The 16,594-nt window shown below is 30.5% G+C and carries 15 protein-coding genes; 9 read left to right on the top strand and 6 right to left on the bottom strand.

Annotated elements, in window-relative coordinates; genetic code table 11:
- Positions 1 to 151: 151 nt before the first annotated feature.
- Positions 152 to 1,636: a hypothetical protein gene (locus G0Q09_RS07980; protein WP_219034496.1), complete on the bottom strand. Its 1,485-nt coding sequence runs from the start codon at positions 1,634 to 1,636 to the stop codon at positions 152 to 154.
- 36 nt (positions 1,637 to 1,672) lie between these two features.
- Positions 1,673 to 2,554: a DUF72 domain-containing protein gene (locus tag G0Q09_RS07975; RefSeq protein WP_219034495.1), complete on the bottom strand. Its 882-nt coding sequence runs from the start codon at positions 2,552 to 2,554 to the stop codon at positions 1,673 to 1,675.
- Between the two features lie 180 nt (positions 2,555 to 2,734).
- On the opposite strand from G0Q09_RS07975, the gene htpG reads away from it, so the two are divergent.
- A complete protein-coding gene (gene htpG, locus G0Q09_RS07970; protein ID WP_219034494.1) occupies positions 2,735 to 4,612 on the top strand; it encodes a molecular chaperone HtpG in 1,878 nt (625 codons plus the stop codon).
- A gap of 638 nt (positions 4,613 to 5,250) precedes the next feature.
- Here the strand turns inward: htpG and G0Q09_RS07965 are convergent.
- Genes G0Q09_RS07965 through G0Q09_RS07955 form a run of 3 tightly spaced genes read right to left on the bottom strand, consistent with a single transcriptional unit; the run spans position 5,251 to position 8,804 of the window.
- Entirely contained in the window at positions 5,251 to 6,021 is a 771-nt protein-coding gene (locus tag G0Q09_RS07965) for a succinate dehydrogenase/fumarate reductase iron-sulfur subunit (RefSeq protein ID WP_038337216.1), read from the bottom strand.
- 60 nt (positions 6,022 to 6,081) lie between these two features.
- Entirely contained in the window at positions 6,082 to 8,094 is a 2,013-nt protein-coding gene (locus tag G0Q09_RS07960; protein ID WP_219034493.1) for a fumarate reductase/succinate dehydrogenase flavoprotein subunit, read from the bottom strand.
- Between the two features lie 17 nt (positions 8,095 to 8,111).
- A complete protein-coding gene (locus tag G0Q09_RS07955; protein WP_125349257.1) occupies positions 8,112 to 8,804 on the bottom strand; it encodes a succinate dehydrogenase cytochrome b subunit in 693 nt (230 codons plus the stop codon).
- Between the two features lie 324 nt (positions 8,805 to 9,128).
- Between G0Q09_RS07955 and G0Q09_RS07950 the strand changes: the two genes are divergently transcribed.
- From G0Q09_RS07950 to G0Q09_RS07915, 8 genes are all read left to right on the top strand, one after another.
- The gene (locus tag G0Q09_RS07950; protein ID WP_038337221.1) at positions 9,129 to 9,629 is read left to right on the top strand and encodes an RNA polymerase sigma factor; all 501 of its coding nucleotides are present in this window, start codon (positions 9,129 to 9,131) and stop codon (positions 9,627 to 9,629) included.
- Positions 9,629 to 10,270 carry a DUF8845 family protein gene (locus G0Q09_RS07945; RefSeq protein ID WP_219034492.1) on the top strand — a complete coding sequence of 214 codons (642 nt, stop codon included), beginning with the start codon at positions 9,629 to 9,631 and terminating at the stop codon, positions 10,268 to 10,270. The genes G0Q09_RS07950 and G0Q09_RS07945 overlap by 1 nt, the downstream gene beginning before the upstream one ends.
- 21 nt (positions 10,271 to 10,291) lie before the next feature.
- Positions 10,292 to 10,603 carry a hypothetical protein gene (locus G0Q09_RS07940; protein ID WP_038337225.1) on the top strand — a complete coding sequence of 104 codons (312 nt, stop codon included), beginning with the start codon at positions 10,292 to 10,294 and terminating at the stop codon, positions 10,601 to 10,603.
- A 50-nt stretch (positions 10,604 to 10,653) separates the two neighbouring features.
- Positions 10,654 to 13,038: a TonB-dependent receptor gene (locus tag G0Q09_RS07935; RefSeq protein ID WP_219034491.1), complete on the top strand. Its 2,385-nt coding sequence runs from the start codon at positions 10,654 to 10,656 to the stop codon at positions 13,036 to 13,038.
- 7 nt (positions 13,039 to 13,045) lie between these two features.
- A complete protein-coding gene (locus G0Q09_RS07930; RefSeq protein ID WP_038337229.1) occupies positions 13,046 to 13,363 on the top strand; it encodes a hypothetical protein in 318 nt (105 codons plus the stop codon).
- Between the two features lie 53 nt (positions 13,364 to 13,416).
- Positions 13,417 to 13,899 carry a DUF4625 domain-containing protein gene (locus G0Q09_RS07925; RefSeq protein WP_219034490.1) on the top strand — a complete coding sequence of 161 codons (483 nt, stop codon included), beginning with the start codon at positions 13,417 to 13,419 and terminating at the stop codon, positions 13,897 to 13,899.
- A gap of 100 nt (positions 13,900 to 13,999) precedes the next feature.
- On the top strand, positions 14,000 to 14,854 hold the full coding sequence (locus G0Q09_RS07920; RefSeq protein WP_219034489.1) for a BadF/BadG/BcrA/BcrD ATPase family protein: 855 nt from the start codon (positions 14,000 to 14,002) through the stop codon (positions 14,852 to 14,854).
- A gap of 2 nt (positions 14,855 to 14,856) precedes the next feature.
- Positions 14,857 to 15,561 carry a formyltransferase family protein gene (locus G0Q09_RS07915; protein WP_115001095.1) on the top strand — a complete coding sequence of 235 codons (705 nt, stop codon included), beginning with the start codon at positions 14,857 to 14,859 and terminating at the stop codon, positions 15,559 to 15,561.
- 187 nt (positions 15,562 to 15,748) lie between these two features.
- Here G0Q09_RS07915 and G0Q09_RS07910 read toward each other — a convergent pair whose 3' ends face one another.
- A complete protein-coding gene (locus G0Q09_RS07910; RefSeq protein WP_219034488.1) occupies positions 15,749 to 16,273 on the bottom strand; it encodes a hypothetical protein in 525 nt (174 codons plus the stop codon).
- Positions 16,274 to 16,594: the final 321 nt, after the last annotated feature.

The raw sequence follows: 16,594 nt of genomic DNA, 5'->3' as shown, positions 1-16,594 counted from the left end.
AACAACACCGTCTGATTTTGGTTGTAATACTTGAAATTCATAGACAAATATCTGATTATCAAACATAAATATACAAAAATCTAAAATAATAACCAAAAAAAATCCGCCTCAGTTGTGAGACGGATTCTTTTCCTTTTTATAAATTTAATTTTTATATTCGAACTGAGCTTTCTTTTTCATCTTTATTATATTCACTAATAAAAATATAACCATATTTAGCTTTACCAAAACGCATACTTGTTTCCTTTGTTTTGAAAGGCATTTTATCTTGAGTTAACACGCCATTTTTAAGTTTATTGATAATTAAATTCCAAACTTTTTTATCATTTTTATCTTGTTCACTATAAAAAAACAAAACTTCGTTTTCAGTTTTATTTTCTTGAGAAAAAAGATAACTATCAAACATTTTTTGTTTCGATTTTTCTAGTACAATATGATTTTTAAAAATCCCATTACTATCAAAATTAGCGATAATATAATCTGTAGATCTAATAACGGTAAAGCTATTATCTCCTTTTTGCTTTTCTAATAAAACCGTAAACGAATTATCATTATAATTAAAAAATTCTTTCAAAGCATAGCGATAACCATCATTATCTCTTAACGTTTTAAAACCAATATCAGAAAATATTTCGCTGTAGTTAATTCTTTTTTCTAACAATTGCTTTCCTACATTATCATAAATTGTTCGTATCAATCCAATAGTTGGTCCAAATCTAGAGAATGGAATCGCATATTCTGAAGATTCTTTTATTTCTCCAATTACAAGTAGTTTATCATTTTGTATTTCCATCTCAGGAAAAACATAAATTCCGTTTCGATTAGTTTTTGAACTATATACAATATTTGATGTATTTTTCCCATCAGCTAAATCATACGTTAACAATCTTTCCACTCCTATTTTATTAAATCCAGAAGATTCGTCATTCTTTTTTTGCAATAAAACTAATTGATCATTTTTAAAAGTTCCTAACTCAAATTTATATCCATCTTTTCTCATCTTTTTATCAATTACATAAGAAAAAGTATTCTCATAATTATCGTTATAAATATTTATACTTTCTAAAAGATTTTCGAAACCAATCTTAAAATCAACATAATAAACTTGATTTTCGTCTTTATATATTTTAAATACATTGGCAGAATACATTGAAGTGTTTAAAAATTTCATCTTATCAAAACTTTCAACTTCAGAAAACAAAGTATAACTACCATTTCTATAAAACATAACATCTTCACTTTTATTTGTTTTCAAATCAAGCTTCATCAAAATATTTCCATATTCTCCAAAACTTTTAGCATGGTATAATTTTGAATTGATATACAATTTTTGCTTCAAAAATTCTATTCCTGTAAAACTATAAATTGACTTTGCAATGTTACGAAGCTCAAAGTCTCCATTCGTAATTTTGTTCAAATTATTGTCTAACAATACATATTCGTATTGAACAAATTTATCTTCTTTTATTAATCCTTTGTTGAAAATGAATGCATATCCAATTACATTTCCATCGTTGTCATTAAGTCGAGAAGATTGCTCTAAAACCCCAGTTGACAATTCTTTCAAATTCTGAACTTGAGCAAAAGAAAAAGTGAGAGTAATAAATGTAAGTAGTACAAATAAAAATTTTTTCATATAGTTTTTAAAATAATTTCTAATAATCTTAAACGTCTAAAACAACGTCAATTCATCTTGTGGACCACGAATATCTAAATCTAAATCATTGTTTAATTTCTTAATAAAATATTTGGCTAACATTGGCGATTCTAACTCTAAATTTTGATGAATAAAGAAATACAATTTCTGCAAACCTTCTGCTTTCCAAAGTTTAATTGTTTCAATCCATTCATCCAAACGCTCGTAATCAGATGGAATATTTGCTCCAACAAAACGCACAAAAGCTTCATTCGAAGTCAATCGCATATGCACCATATCTCTCCTACCCGCTGTATCTACAATAATATTCGAAATGTTATGCTTTTCTAATAACGAAACTAATTGATTAAAGTTTTCTTCATTCGAAAACCAATCTTCATGACGAAGTTCTACAGCTAACGGATAACCTTTCGGAAAATTTTGAATGAAATTTTCTAATTTTTCAAAATCTTTTGGAGCAAAATTTTCGTGCATTTGTAAGAAAATCATTCCTAATTTTTCTTCAAATAACGCAACTGCATCCAAATATTGATTCAATTTATCTGTCACATTTTGCAATCGTCCATAATGACTAATACTTTGTGGAATTTTCGGGAAAAATTTAAAATCTTTTGGAGTTTTATTTACCCAAGTTTCGACATTTTCTTTACTTGGCGAACGATAATATGTCGCATTTAACTCGATACTATTAAATTGCGTTGAATAATAACTCAATTCATCTTTTGTTTTAGGCGGATAAAAATTCTTCAAATCTTGCTTATTCCATTTTGCACAGCCTACATATACTTCGAAATTATCTGATTTATCAACTTTATTCAACAAATCAATCGTTTCTTTTGGCGTTTTTGGCAATGTAAAATCAACCAATTCTGGGTTTTCTACTTTTCCGAATTTCATCTTTCTAAATTTGAACGAAAATTAAGCAATTATAAGCAGTTCTCATGATCTATTTTACGACAAAATGTCAGAAAAATTTCATTTGGAATATCTTTTGAAATTTAGAATTCGTCAATAAATCTTATGATTTAGACTATTTACAAGAAAAACTAATTATTAAATAATAAAAATACAATAACGATGAATAAAGGAAATATTAATGTTTCGGTAGAGAATATCTTTCCATTAATTAAGAAGTTTTTATACAGCGATCACGAAATCTTTTTGCGTGAGTTGATTTCGAATGCTTCTGACGCAACCCTGAAATTAAAGCATTTAACAAGTATTGGTGATGCAAAAGTAGAATACGGAAATCCAAAAATTGAAGTAAAAATCAATAAAGACGATAATACTTTACATATTATTGACCAAGGTTTGGGAATGACAGCTGATGAAGTTGAAAAATACATCAATCAAGTTGCTTTTTCTGGTGCAGAAGAATTTATTAATCAACACCAAGATGCAGACGGAATTATCGGACATTTTGGTTTAGGTTTTTATTCTGCATTTATGGTTGCGGATAAAGTAGAAATCATTACAAAATCATACAAAGACGAGCCAGCAGTTCATTGGACATGTGATGGTTCTCCTGAATTTACCTTAGAAAATTCTGATAAAACTGAACGTGGAACTGAAATTATTTTACATATTGCTGAAGATTCGAAAGAGTTTTTAGAAGAATGGAAAATCCGTGAATTATTGACTAAGTACAATAAATTCATGCCAATTCCGATCAAATTTGGAACGAAAAAAGAAACACTTCCTTTACCAGAAGGTGCTGCTGAAGATGCTAAACCAGAGGAAATCGAAGTTGATGATATTATCAATAATACAAATCCGGCTTGGACAAAAGCGCCATCAGAATTGTCTGACGAAGATTATCAAAATTTCTACAGAGAATTGTATCCAATGCAATTCGAAGAACCTTTATTCCATATTCACTTAAATGTTGATTATCCATTTAATTTGACTGGAATTTTATTCTTCCCAAAATTAGGAAACAACATCAATATTGATAAAGATCGTATTCAATTATACCAAAATCAAGTATTTGTAACAGACGAAGTGAAAGGAATTGTTCCTGATTTCTTGATGTTATTACGTGGTGTGATAGATTCTCCAGATATTCCATTGAATGTTTCGCGTTCATACTTACAAGCTGATGGAGCTGTGAAGAAAATTTCGGCACATATTACGAAAAAAGTGGCGGATAAAATGTCTTCATTAATGAATCAAAATCGTGAAGATTACGAGCAAAAATGGAACGATATTAAAGTTGTAATTGAATATGGAATGATTTCGGAAGATAAATTCTTCGAAAAATCTGACAAATTTGCATTGTATCCAACAGTTGATGGTAAATATTTTACTTGGGATGAATTAAATACTGCGATTAAAGACAATCAAACCAACAAAGACGGAAAATTAGTAATTCTTTATGCGTCTGATGTTGATGGACAAGATCAATACATACAAATTGCGAAAGAAAAAGGTTACGAAGTAATTTTATTAGATTCTCCTATTTCTTCTCACTTGATTCAGAAGTTAGAATCTACAAAAGAAAATGTAACATTTGTTCGTGTTGATGCGGATCATATCAATAATTTGATTGAAAAAGATGAAGTTAAAATTTCCAAATTATCTGATGATGATAAAGAAAAATTGAAAACTGAAATCACAGAATCAATCAACAATAAATCATATACAATTCAATTAGAAGATTTATCTGGAACAGATGCACCTTTCATCATTACGCAATCAGAATTTATGCGTCGTATGAAAGATATGCAAGCTTCTGGCGGAGCTGGGATGTTTGGAATGGGTAATTTCCCTGAAATGTATAATGTTGTTGTGAATGCAAACTCGGATTTAGCAACAGAAATTTTAGCTAAAGATTCGAAAGAAGAAAAAGAAGCGTTGATTAATCAAGCATTAGATCTAGCAAAATTATCGCAAGGTTTGTTAAAAGGTAAAGAATTAACAAATTTTATCAATAGAAGTTTTAAGAACATTAAATAATCTCAGAACACTATATTTTAGTAATCTTAAACTTAAAATCCAGCACATAATGTGCTGGATTTTTTATTTCTAAATAGATTTATTGATGTGTTAAACTTTTAAAATTAATCTGAAATAATTTGCAAAACATGATTTTTGTCATTAATTTTACATCAAGGAATTAATAATTATTCGTTCAGGACTTCAAAATACTTTAGTTGTTTTGAAACAGAACATTAAAATTAATAGTTGTTTTTCCACAAAATAACGAAATTTTTAAGCCGACAGAGAATTTTCATAATAAGGTGAAAATTAATTCAAATCATTATCAAAAATTTCGGGAAGGATTTCAAGAAATTGAAATCCTTTTTTCCCTAGACGTTCTTTTTAAATCGATTTTGCTCATAGTTATTGCATAGGATTAATAGTCTCTCATATATGAGTACATTTCATTTATTATTTACAATAGATATTTGTTCTATTTATAAAAATTCTTTTTTATAATCATTTAAAAAGAACAAGTTACAATGGACTTATTCAGAAGAAAGAATTTGACATTGGGAAGGATTTCAAGAGATTGAAATCCTTTTTTTTTGCAATTATTATAACAAAAAAAGAGCGACAAACATGTCGCTCTTTTAATATATATCAGAATGTTATTATTCTTGTGATACAATTTTTGCAGATAAATACTCACGGTTCATACGTGCAATGTTATCTAAAGAAATTCCTTTTGGACATTCGATTTCACAAGCTCCTGTATTTGTACAGTTACCAAAACCTTCTAAATCCATTTGTGCAACCATTTTTTGAGCACGACGAGCAGCTTCTACTTGTCCTTGTGGTAACAATGCGAATTGAGAAACTTTAGCTCCTACGAATAACATTGCAGATCCATTTTTACAAGTTGCAACACAAGCTCCACAACCAATACATGTTGCAGCGTCGAACGCTTCATCTGCATGCATTTTGTTTACTGGAATATTGTTTGCATCTACTGTACGTCCTGATGTATTTACAGAGATGTAACCACCAGCTTGTTGGATACGGTCGAAAGATGAACGGTCTACAATTAAATCTTTGATTACTGGGAATGCAGCAGATCTCCATGGTTCGATGTAAATCGTTTCACCATCTTTGAACATACGCATATGTAATTGACAAGTTGTAACACCTCTATCTGGTCCGTGCGCTTCTCCATTGATGAATAAAGAACACATACCACAAATACCTTCACGACAGTCGTGGTCGAATGCAACTGGCTCTTTTCCTTCCTCTATTAATTGCTCGTTTAATAAATCAAGCATTTCTAAGAAAGAAGAATCAGTAGAAACATCTTTTAAGGAATATGTTTCCATTTTTCCTTGAGCATTAGCGTTTTTTTGACGCCAAATTTTCAGCGTGATGCTGATTGTTTTTGATGATGCCATAATTCTATATGATATTTTGACATTTTGCTTGAAGGTTTGTTATCAAGCAAAATGATTTTATTATTTATAACTACGAGTTTTAAGCTCGATATATTTGTAATTTAATTCCTCTTTGTGTAAAACCTCAGTGTTGATATCATCACCTTTATATTCCCAAGCGGCAACATAAGCATAGTTTTCATCATCACGCATTGCTTCACCTTCTTCTGTTTGGTACTCCTCACGGAAGTGACCACCACAAGACTCATTACGGTTAAGTGCGTCAATCGCCATTAACTGTCCTAATTCTAAGAAGTCAGCTACACGTCCAGCTTTCTCTAACTCAGTGTTCATTTCGTTAGCATCACCAGGAACTTTTACATCACGGTAGAATTCTTCACGTAAAGCAGCAATTTCAGTAATCGCTTCTTTTAAACCTTGAGCATTACGAGCCATACCTACTTTGTTCCACATAATATTTCCTAAACGTTTGTGGAAACTATCTACAGTTTTAGTTCCTTTATTGCTTAAGAAATGTTGAATTTGGTCTTTAACAGCCTTTTCAGCTTCATCAAATTCTGGTGTATTTGTAGGAATTTTACCTGTACGAATATCTGCTGATAAATAATCTGCAATTGTATAAGGTAATACGAAATAACCATCTGCTAAACCTTGCATTAATGCAGAAGCTCCTAAACGGTTAGCTCCGTGATCAGAGAAATTAGCTTCTCCTACTACGAAACATCCAGGAATTGTTGATTGTAAGTTGTAGTCAACCCAAACACCACCCATTGTGTAGTGAATTGCTGGATAGATACGCATTGGATTTTCGTATGGATTCTCATCTGTAATTTTCCAATACATTTGGAATAAGTTACCATATTTCTCCTCGATCCATTTTTTACCTAATTTCTCGATTTCAGCATCTGATGGATTTTGATCTCCGTTTGCGAAAGCAACTTCACGACCTTTTTTCTTGATCTCATCTGTAAAATCTAAGTAAACTCCTTCTCCAGTTTCATTTGCTTCAATACCATAACCAGCATCACAACGCTCTTTTGCAGCACGAGATGCAACGTCACGAGGAACTAAGTTACCAAATGCAGGATAACGTCTTTCTAAGTAGTAATCTCTGTCTTCTTCTTTGATATCAACTGCTTTTTTCTTACCAGCACGGATTGCTTCAGCATCTTCTTTCTTTTTAGGAACCCAGATACGACCAGAGTTACGTAAAGATTCAGACATTAAAGTCAATTTAGATTGATTTGTTCCGTGGATTGGAATACAAGTTGGGTGAATTTGTACATAACAAGGGTTAGCAAAATAAGCACCTTTTTTGTGAATTTTCCATGCTGAAGTTACGTTAGAACCCATTGCATTAGAAGATAAGAAATATACGTTTCCGTAACCACCAGTAGCAATAACTACTGCGTGAGCAGAATGTCTTTCGATTTCACCTGTAATTAAATTACGAGCGATAATACCACGAGCTTTACCATCTACAAGTACAATATCTAACATTTCGTGACGGTTGTACATTTGGATGTGCCCTAAGTGGATTTGCTGATTCATTGCTGAATAAGCTCCTAATAATAATTGTTGTCCTGTTTGACCTTTCGCATAGAAAGTACGAGATACTTGTACCCCACCAAAAGAACGGTTATCTAATAACCCACCGTAATCACGTGCAAAAGGAACCCCTTGCATTACACATTGGTCGATAATATTACCAGAAACCTCCGCTAAACGATAAACGTTAGACTCACGAGCGCGGTAATCACCACCTTTGATTGTATCGTAAAATAAACGGTAGATAGAGTCGTTATCTCCTTTATAATTTTTAGCAGCATTTATCCCCCCTTGTGCAGCAATAGAGTGCGCACGACGTGGTGAATCTTGATAACAGAAAGCTTTTACTTTATATCCTAACTCTGCTAAAGTAGCAGCTGCAGAACCACCAGCTAAACCAGTACCTACAACAATAACATCAATTTTATCACGGTTATTTGGAGCCACTAAGTTTAAGTGTGCTTTGTGTTCGCTCCATTGTTGTGCGATATCTCCTTGTGGAGATTTTGAATCTAATATACTCATTTCTTGATATTATTTAATTATTTAACAAAAAAATGGTAAACAGCGATGATAATGAAACCTGCTGGAATTAAAATTGAATACCATTTCCCGAAAGCAACAATTACTGGAGTGTATTTGTTGTGTCTTGCACCAATAGATTGGAATGCTGATGCAAATCCATGTTGTAAGTGTAATGATAAAAATACAAATGCAACAATGTAAATTACTAATCTTACAAAACTTAAAGCACCTTCTAATGTGAAAACGTGGTTTAAGTGATCCATAAAGTAATTTCCTTGAGCAAACTCAGGATTTGGAGCAATGTAGTGATCAGTAATTGTAGGAACCCAAAAGTCATACAAGTGTAATAATAAGAAAATTAAAATTACAGATCCAGAAACTAACATGTTTCTTGACATCCAAGAAGCATTTGCAGCACCATTATACTTTTGGTAAGCAACTGGTCCACGCGCTTTCTTGTTTTGCGCTTCTAATACAAACCCCATTACAAAGTGGTATACAACACCAATTAATAAAATAGGCTGCATTAAATATTGGATAAAAGGGTTATCACTCATGAAAGCCGAAACTTCATTGAACCCATTCGGATTAATAACAGATAATGCATTAATCACGAAATGTTGTAACAAGAACACGATCAAAAATAACGCTGAAAGCGCCATCGCGAACTTCTTACCAATCGACGATTTTAGTAATGATTCATTTGCCATAAAGCAATTCGTTTAATTTTTTAGATATTTCCACAAATTTAATCATCCCATTGCTCTAATCACAATGAATTATATCATTTCGTTAACAGATTTAGATAGTTTAGAATCATTCTTAGTTAATTAAGACATTTTAACAAATTTTCTAATTTTTTTTTGCTTAATAAATATTTAATTTCTATACTTGCAGTAGAAAAGTAGAACAACTTTTCATAGGTTTAAGTTAGTTAGGTTAATCCTCTTATAGTAATATAAGAGGGTTTTTTATTTTTTAGTTGTAACATTATTCTTTTTTTTACTACAAATAAAGAGCAACAGAATAATAGTTTGAATAATAAAGCAAAAATATTTACCGAATTAGTCGAGAAAAATCAGGGAATTATCCACAAGGTTTGTCGTATATATACAGACGACAAGGATTCTCATGACGATTTATTTCAGGAAATTGTATTGCAATTATGGCGCTCTTATGATTCCTTCAAAGGAGATTCAAAATTTAGTACATGGATGTATCGTGTTAGCTTGAACACAGCGATTACATTAATCAGAAAAAAAACAAAATCGAGTGAAACTGATTTTAATGAAGCTCAATTTTTAAATTTAAAATCAGACGACAAAGACGAATTTTTAGAAGAGCGTATCACACTTTTATACGCGGCAATTAGATTATTAAACGACGTAGAACGTGCATTGGTACTGCTATTTTTGGAAGACTTACCTTACAAAGACATTGCCGAAACTTTAGGAATTTCGGAAGTAAATGCACGAGTAAAGATGAACAGAGTGAAGATAAAATTAAAAGAAATAATGTCTAAAATGGAACAATAATGGAGTTAGATGACTTAAAATCAATTTGGGGTTCCATAAAGGAAGAAGAAAAGTTTGATCAAAATCAAATTTTTCAAATGTTGAAGAAAAAATCATCAACAACAATAAAATGGTTATTTATATTCACTTTTTTCGAATTTATCCTTTTTCTTGTCTACAATTTATATGTTTTAATTTCAGGAAAAAATTTTTTTAATAACGAAGTCAAAACATTAGTCGAAGAAAAAACAATTAACAATTACGAGATCGCTTCGGTTTTTAGTATTGTGATTACGTTTGGATTTTTGGTGATGGCTTATCGTTATTTCAAAAAAATAGATCTTAATCAATCTGTGGTCGATTTGATGAAAAACATTATTTCATTTCGTCGATTGGTGAACTTGTTTATTCTTTTCACCGTTTTAAGTTTAATTGTTTCTTCTGCCCCATTCTATTACGAATTAGGCCAATCTATTTATTTGGCAAAACACGCTCATGATATACAGCCAATTGTGAATAATGCTGCTGTTTATGGTTGGATTGCAATAATAACTGCTGTTGCTTTTATTGTGATTATAGGAACGGTTTATTATGGGATTATTTATTTTTTATTTTTAAGAAAACTTCAACAAAACATGAAAGAGTTGAAAGAAATGAAATAAAATCTTATTTTTGTAAACTGAATGAAAAAATTTATCCAATATATTATGCTTACGATTTCACTGTTTATGACAGTGTATCAGTCTGCGCATATATTGGATCATGCTCTAAATAAAGAGCACAAAGAGCTGAAAGACAAATTCTCTAACGTACACGATCATAGCTGTACAATTTGCCATTTCAATCAACATTTTATAGAAAATGATTCAGAAATTGAGTTATTTGAATGGTCACAATCATTTATCCAAAAAGATAAAACACTTTACACAACTCGTGTAAAACAAGCTGTATTACTTACTCAAAAAAGTCTTCGAGCACCGCCCTACGCAATTTAATTTCAGAAAAAACCACCTTATTTTTTTAACGTTATTAAATTATTGTATTTATGTCAATCAACATAAAATGTAGTATTGCAGCTACATTATTGTGCGGAACTGTGTTTGCACAAAACATTTTCGAAGGTCAAATTATAGATAAAAATCAAAAACCAATTCCTTTCGCAACTGTATATTTCAACAACGAAGAATATCACACAAATGCCGAAGGAAAATTTAGAATCGAAAACTTAAACAAAGGAAATTATCAAATTCAAATTGATGAGCAAGGTTACGAACCTTTTTCTCAAAATATTACGTTTGATTCACAACAAAAATTTGTTTTTACACTTACTTTTCACAAATCGTACAATTTAGATGAAGTTACTGTTTTAGGCCATCATCACGATTTTTCAACAGCTAATGTAGAACGTGTCGATCAATCTTATATTCAAGAAAATTATGCAGGATCGTTAGCAAAATCGCTCGAAAATATTGCAGGTGTCAATGCTTCAGGAATTGGATCATCAGCTTCAAAACCAATTATTCGTGGACTTGGTTTCAATCGATTAATTGTTGCTGAAAATGGTGTAAAACAAGAAGGACAACAATGGGGAGCCGATCATGGTTTGGAGATTGATGCACTAAATGTTGAAGATGTCGAAGTGATAAAAGGCCCTGCTGCTTTGGAGTACGGAAATGAGGCTATTGCTGGAGTTATCAAGATTAACAATAACAATTTACCAGCAAAACATTCACTTTCAGGAGAAGCAAAAACTTTGTATCAATCGATTAATGATAATTACGGAATTGGATTTAATTTAAAATCTCGAAACGATCATTTTTTCTATAAAATAAAAGGTTCGTATTCTGATTATGCCGACTACAGAACGACTACCGATCGCATTTATTATCTGAATCGCTATTTGCCAATTTACAATAAACGTGTTAAAAATACGGCTGGACAAGATTTGAATGCTGAAATACAAACAGGTTATATTGGCGAAAAATTTCGTTCAATTTTAACGGTTTCTAATGTTAATCAAAAAATTGGTTTTTTTCCTGGTTCGCACGGAATTCCTTCTGTAGATAGGCTTCAAGATGATGGAAATTATAGAAATATCGAATTTCCTTATCAAAAAGTTAATCATTTTAAAGTGATTTCCGAAAATGAATTTCGTTTAAATTCAAAAGATGTTTTAAAATTTTTGGCAAGTTATCAAAACAATCGTCGCCAAGAAGTTAGTTCGTTTCACACTCATTATGCGAATCAACCCGCTCCAACAAAAAATCCTGATTTAGAATTAGATTTTAATCTTTCTACTTATGATTCTCAATTAAAATTTGAACATAATCATAGCAAAAATTTCAAAACAATAATCGGTGCACAAGCACAATTGCAAGCCAATAATATTGCGGGTTACAATTATTTATTGCCAAAATATGATCGAAATATTTTTAGTGGATTTTTGATTGAAGAATTCAAAAAAGGAAATAAGTGGAAAGTTACAGCTGGTTTACGTTACGATTATTCGACGTTCAAATCGGAAGGTTATTTTGATGAATTTCTTTACAATTATTTGATTGAAAAAGGTAATTCTGAAGGCATTGCAGATTATTATGCAAATCGTAGCAAATCAATCGATCGTAGTTTCAGTAATTTAAACGGAATGATTGGTGCAACTTTTCAACCAAATGATTTATGGGATTTCAACTTGAATGTTGGAACAAATTTCCGTTTACCAACCGCTATAGAATTGGGTTCTAACGGAATTCATCACGGTAGTTTTAGACATGAACGAGGTGACGAAAATCTTGATATAGAAAAAGGAATTGCTGTAGATTTCAAATCTGTTTTTCACAAAAATGATTGGAATATTTCGCTAAGTCCGTATTTATATTATTTCAGCAATTATATTTTCTTAAAACCTTCGGGACAATTTTCGATTCTTCCTCATGGTGGACAAATTTATCAATATACACAAAGCAAAGCTTTGTTGACTGGTTTTGAATTTGAAGTTCGTAAGAAAATCAACGAAAATTTTGATGCAAATCTTGTGTACGAATATTTATACAATCGACAAATTACGGAAAATAAAAAATTCGGAAATTATCTTCCTTTCACTCCTGCAAATAATTTATTTGGACAAATTAATTATAAAATCAATCAAAATATTGCATTTTTAGAAGGTTTGAGCTTTTTTGCAAATGGAAAATATACATTTGAGCAAGATAAAATTGCACAAAATGAAGATATCACTCCAAGTTATTTCTTGGTTGGAATTGGAGGAAAAACGAAACTTAAATTCAATAATTTTAGTGCAAATTTAAGTGTTCAGGTTTCTAATTTATTCAATAAAAACTATTACAATCACACCAGTTTTTATCGTGCATTGCAATTACCAGAACAAGCTCGAAACATACAAATTATGTTAGGAATTCCGTTCGGAAAATAGTTGATACATGAAAAAGAAACATCCTATTTTTGGACTTTTCTTTAGTATTATTCTTTTTTCGATTCCAACTTTTAATCAATTACATTTTTCTTTAATCGATCATTCACAAGATTTTTCGAATCAAAAGAAAGAAATTATTCATCATCAATGTAATCATTTCACCTATTACTCTGTCTTTATTGACACGCATGATGAACCAAAAATAGAATCAAAACCGAACGAAGAATTTTACAGTAAAGAAAGTTTTGAACAAGTAGAAAAAATTAAACATTCTACAATTGAATATCATTTTACACGAGGTCCGCCTCAGGATTTTGTTTATTAATAAATCAACCAAAATCTTAAAAAAATAATATTCAATTCAAAAAAAATAAAACAATGAAAAATTCAATTTTAAACTATTCATTTATAACATTATCAGCATTATTCATTACATCTTGTTCATCAGATGATTCTTCATTAGATACAACAAAACCTGAAATTAATTTGATTGCACCTAAAGACCACGATGAATTTCATTTAGGCGAAACCATCTCAATTGATGCTATTTTGAAAGACAATGTAGAATTGGGAACGGTAAAAATTGAAATTCATTATGCAGGAGATGGACATACTCATAACCATCGTTCTGCTAGTGTACAAGAAGCTTCAAGTTCTACAAATACTCAATGGGAATTTACCAAAGAAGAGGCAATTCCTTCAGGTAAAAAGGAATATGCATACAATTATAAAGTTGCAATTCCTCAAGAAGGTATTGTAGATGGAGCATATCATTTAGGATTAATTTTAATTGATAAAGCAGGAAATCAATCCGAAACATACATCGAAATCGATATAGTTGACCATAGCCACGATCATTAATTTTTTTTTATATAAAAAGCCTGAAATTTCAGGCTTTTTTTTATGCGCATTGTTAAAAGAATGTTATTTTAGCACTCCTCAATTATATCAAAACAAAAAAATGATTGCAATAGCAGATAGCGGTTCTACTAAAACGGATTGGGTAATTTTAGATAGTGACCTTAATGAAGTTTTTAGAACAAGTACAATCGGATTTAATCCGTATTTTGTAACATCAGAAGATATTACGACTGAATTACAAAAAAATGAAGATTTTGCACCTGTTGCAAATGATTTTACAAAAGTCTTTTTTTATGGTGCAGGAACTTCCAGCGAAGCAATGCATGCTGTTGTTAAAGAAGGTTTAGAGAATTTCTTTACAAATGCAGAATTTGTCGTAGACCATGATTTATTAGCTGCTTGTTATGCCACTTACATGGGAAAACCTGCAATGGTTTGTATATTAGGAACAGGTTCTAATTCTTGTTATTTCGATGGAACATCAATGCGCGAAGAAACAAAATCTTTAGCTTATATCTTAGGTGACGAAGGTTCTGGAAATGACTTAGGAAAACGTGTATTACGCGCTTTTTACACAAAAAAAATGCCTCCACATTTAGCCAAAGCTTTTGATGATTATTATAAATTATCAGTAGATGAGTTAAATAAAAATGTGTACCAAAATAAATTTGCAAACACATATTTAGCATCTTTCAATAAATTTGTCGTCGAACATAAAAATGATCCATTTATTCAGAAAATTATTTATGATGCAATGTCTTCTTTTATCGAATATCAAATTATGCCTTACGAAGAAGCTCGTCATTCTGAATTAAATTTCATTGGTTCGATTGCTCATATTTACGAAGATGTTATTCGTTCAGTTGCGGCAGAATATCACTTAACAGTTGGTCATATTATTAGAAAACCAATTGATAATGTTGTTGATTATCACAAAAAATATTTGATTAAATAATCATGGCAACTCAACCAAAAATAGCAGTAATTTCTTACAATACTCCTCATCGCAAAACACAAGATGTTTTACACGGATTAAAAGCTAAAGGTTATCAAAATGTAAAAATATTTGCATTGCCTTTTGTACAAAGAGAAAATCCGTTCAAACCAATTTATCAACATCGTCCAAGTAAAGCGATTCAAGTAAATTTAGATGATTACTGTAATAGTTTTGGTTATAATTTTGATTTAACAACTGCTGAAACGTTGAATAATCAATTAAACGATTATAAAGCTGAATATGTAATTATTGCAGGTGCAGGATTATTACCAGATGAATTGGTTGAAAATCATAAAATTATCAATACACACCCAGGTTTTTTACCTTTGACAAGAGGTTTAGATTCATTAAAATGGGCAATCACAAAAGGAGTCGAAATTGGTGTTACAACTCATTTTGTAGACACAGAAGCCGATGCTGGTTTTTTGATTGAACAACAATATGTTCCTGTTTACGGGAATGATACGTTTCATTCTTTGGCTAATCGTCAATATGAAACAGAAATTGAAATGTTAGTTAATTCGATTGAATTAATACCAACACTTTCAGAATTCAAATCACTTTCATCAAATGAATTTGAAGCGACGCGCAGAATGCCAAAAGCTATCGAAGAAAATTTGATGCAAGCATTTGATACTTACAAAGAAAAATATAAAAGGGATTAAATATTTTTTAGAAAAAAATTAAAAAGCTAACCGAATTGGTTAGCTTTTTTGTTGAATCTATTTTTTAATTTGATTTTACTATCTTTAATAAAACAATTAAGATGAACAAAGAAAAACCTTTGAGCGAATTAACATTAGAAGAATTAAATGATAAAAGAAAAAAAGTTAATAAACTTAATCTTAGCATTCAAATTCCTTTATTACTCATTGCAATCGTTTTATTAATTCTGAAGATGACAAACAAATATGATATCAATGTAACATTCGTTATTTTATTATCATGTTCTGTAACTTTTATTCCTCTTATAACAGGTTTAGCGAAAATAATTAGCGGAACAATAATACATCCTTCGAGATAAGATGTTGTCCCTTGTATCACACGAAGTAAATAAATCAATTGCGTATTTGTTGTCAATGAAATCAGTAACATTAATACAATATTGATAATCGTCATAAACAATAAATAGGAACGAATATTAAAGAACTGAAAAAGCCGTTCGTTAATAAAAAGCCCACATACAATTGTTGCGTAAGCCAAAGAAAAAATGAATTGTAAATCGTCTACATCAACATCTAGAAATGAAGCTGTAAACGTACTATTCATATTGAAAAGTGAGAGAATCATCACATGCGGAATCAACGCGGCAATGAGAATTGGAAGCACCAATTTTTCTGGTATCCATTTCTTGAAAATGGGATGTTGATTGTGCATTGAGTTATTTATTCAATTTTACAATCAAGTTCAAAACATTCATTCGAAAGTTTGTCTAATTAAAAATATTTTATTGATTTCGTGATTATCTTACCTAAAAAGTAAAAAAAGGAAGCTGCCTGAGAAAAGTCAAAAGGCTAAAATGTGATTCTGAATAATAAATCGTTAAAATACGATGATTCATTTTTATAAAACTATAACAAATTTAAAATCAATAAAATACAATTAATATTTTCTATAACATTAATCATTTTTCGTTTGATTTATTTTGATGGCAAAAGTAAGTGCTGTCTCAGAAAAACAAGTTGATTATTTAAGAAT

This window comes from Empedobacter falsenii (genome assembly GCF_019308355.1).
Taxonomy (GTDB): domain Bacteria; phylum Bacteroidota; class Bacteroidia; order Flavobacteriales; family Weeksellaceae; genus Empedobacter; species Empedobacter falsenii_B.
The sequence above is the reverse complement of the archived record's forward strand: the minus strand, read 5'-3'. Positions and strand labels throughout refer to the sequence as shown.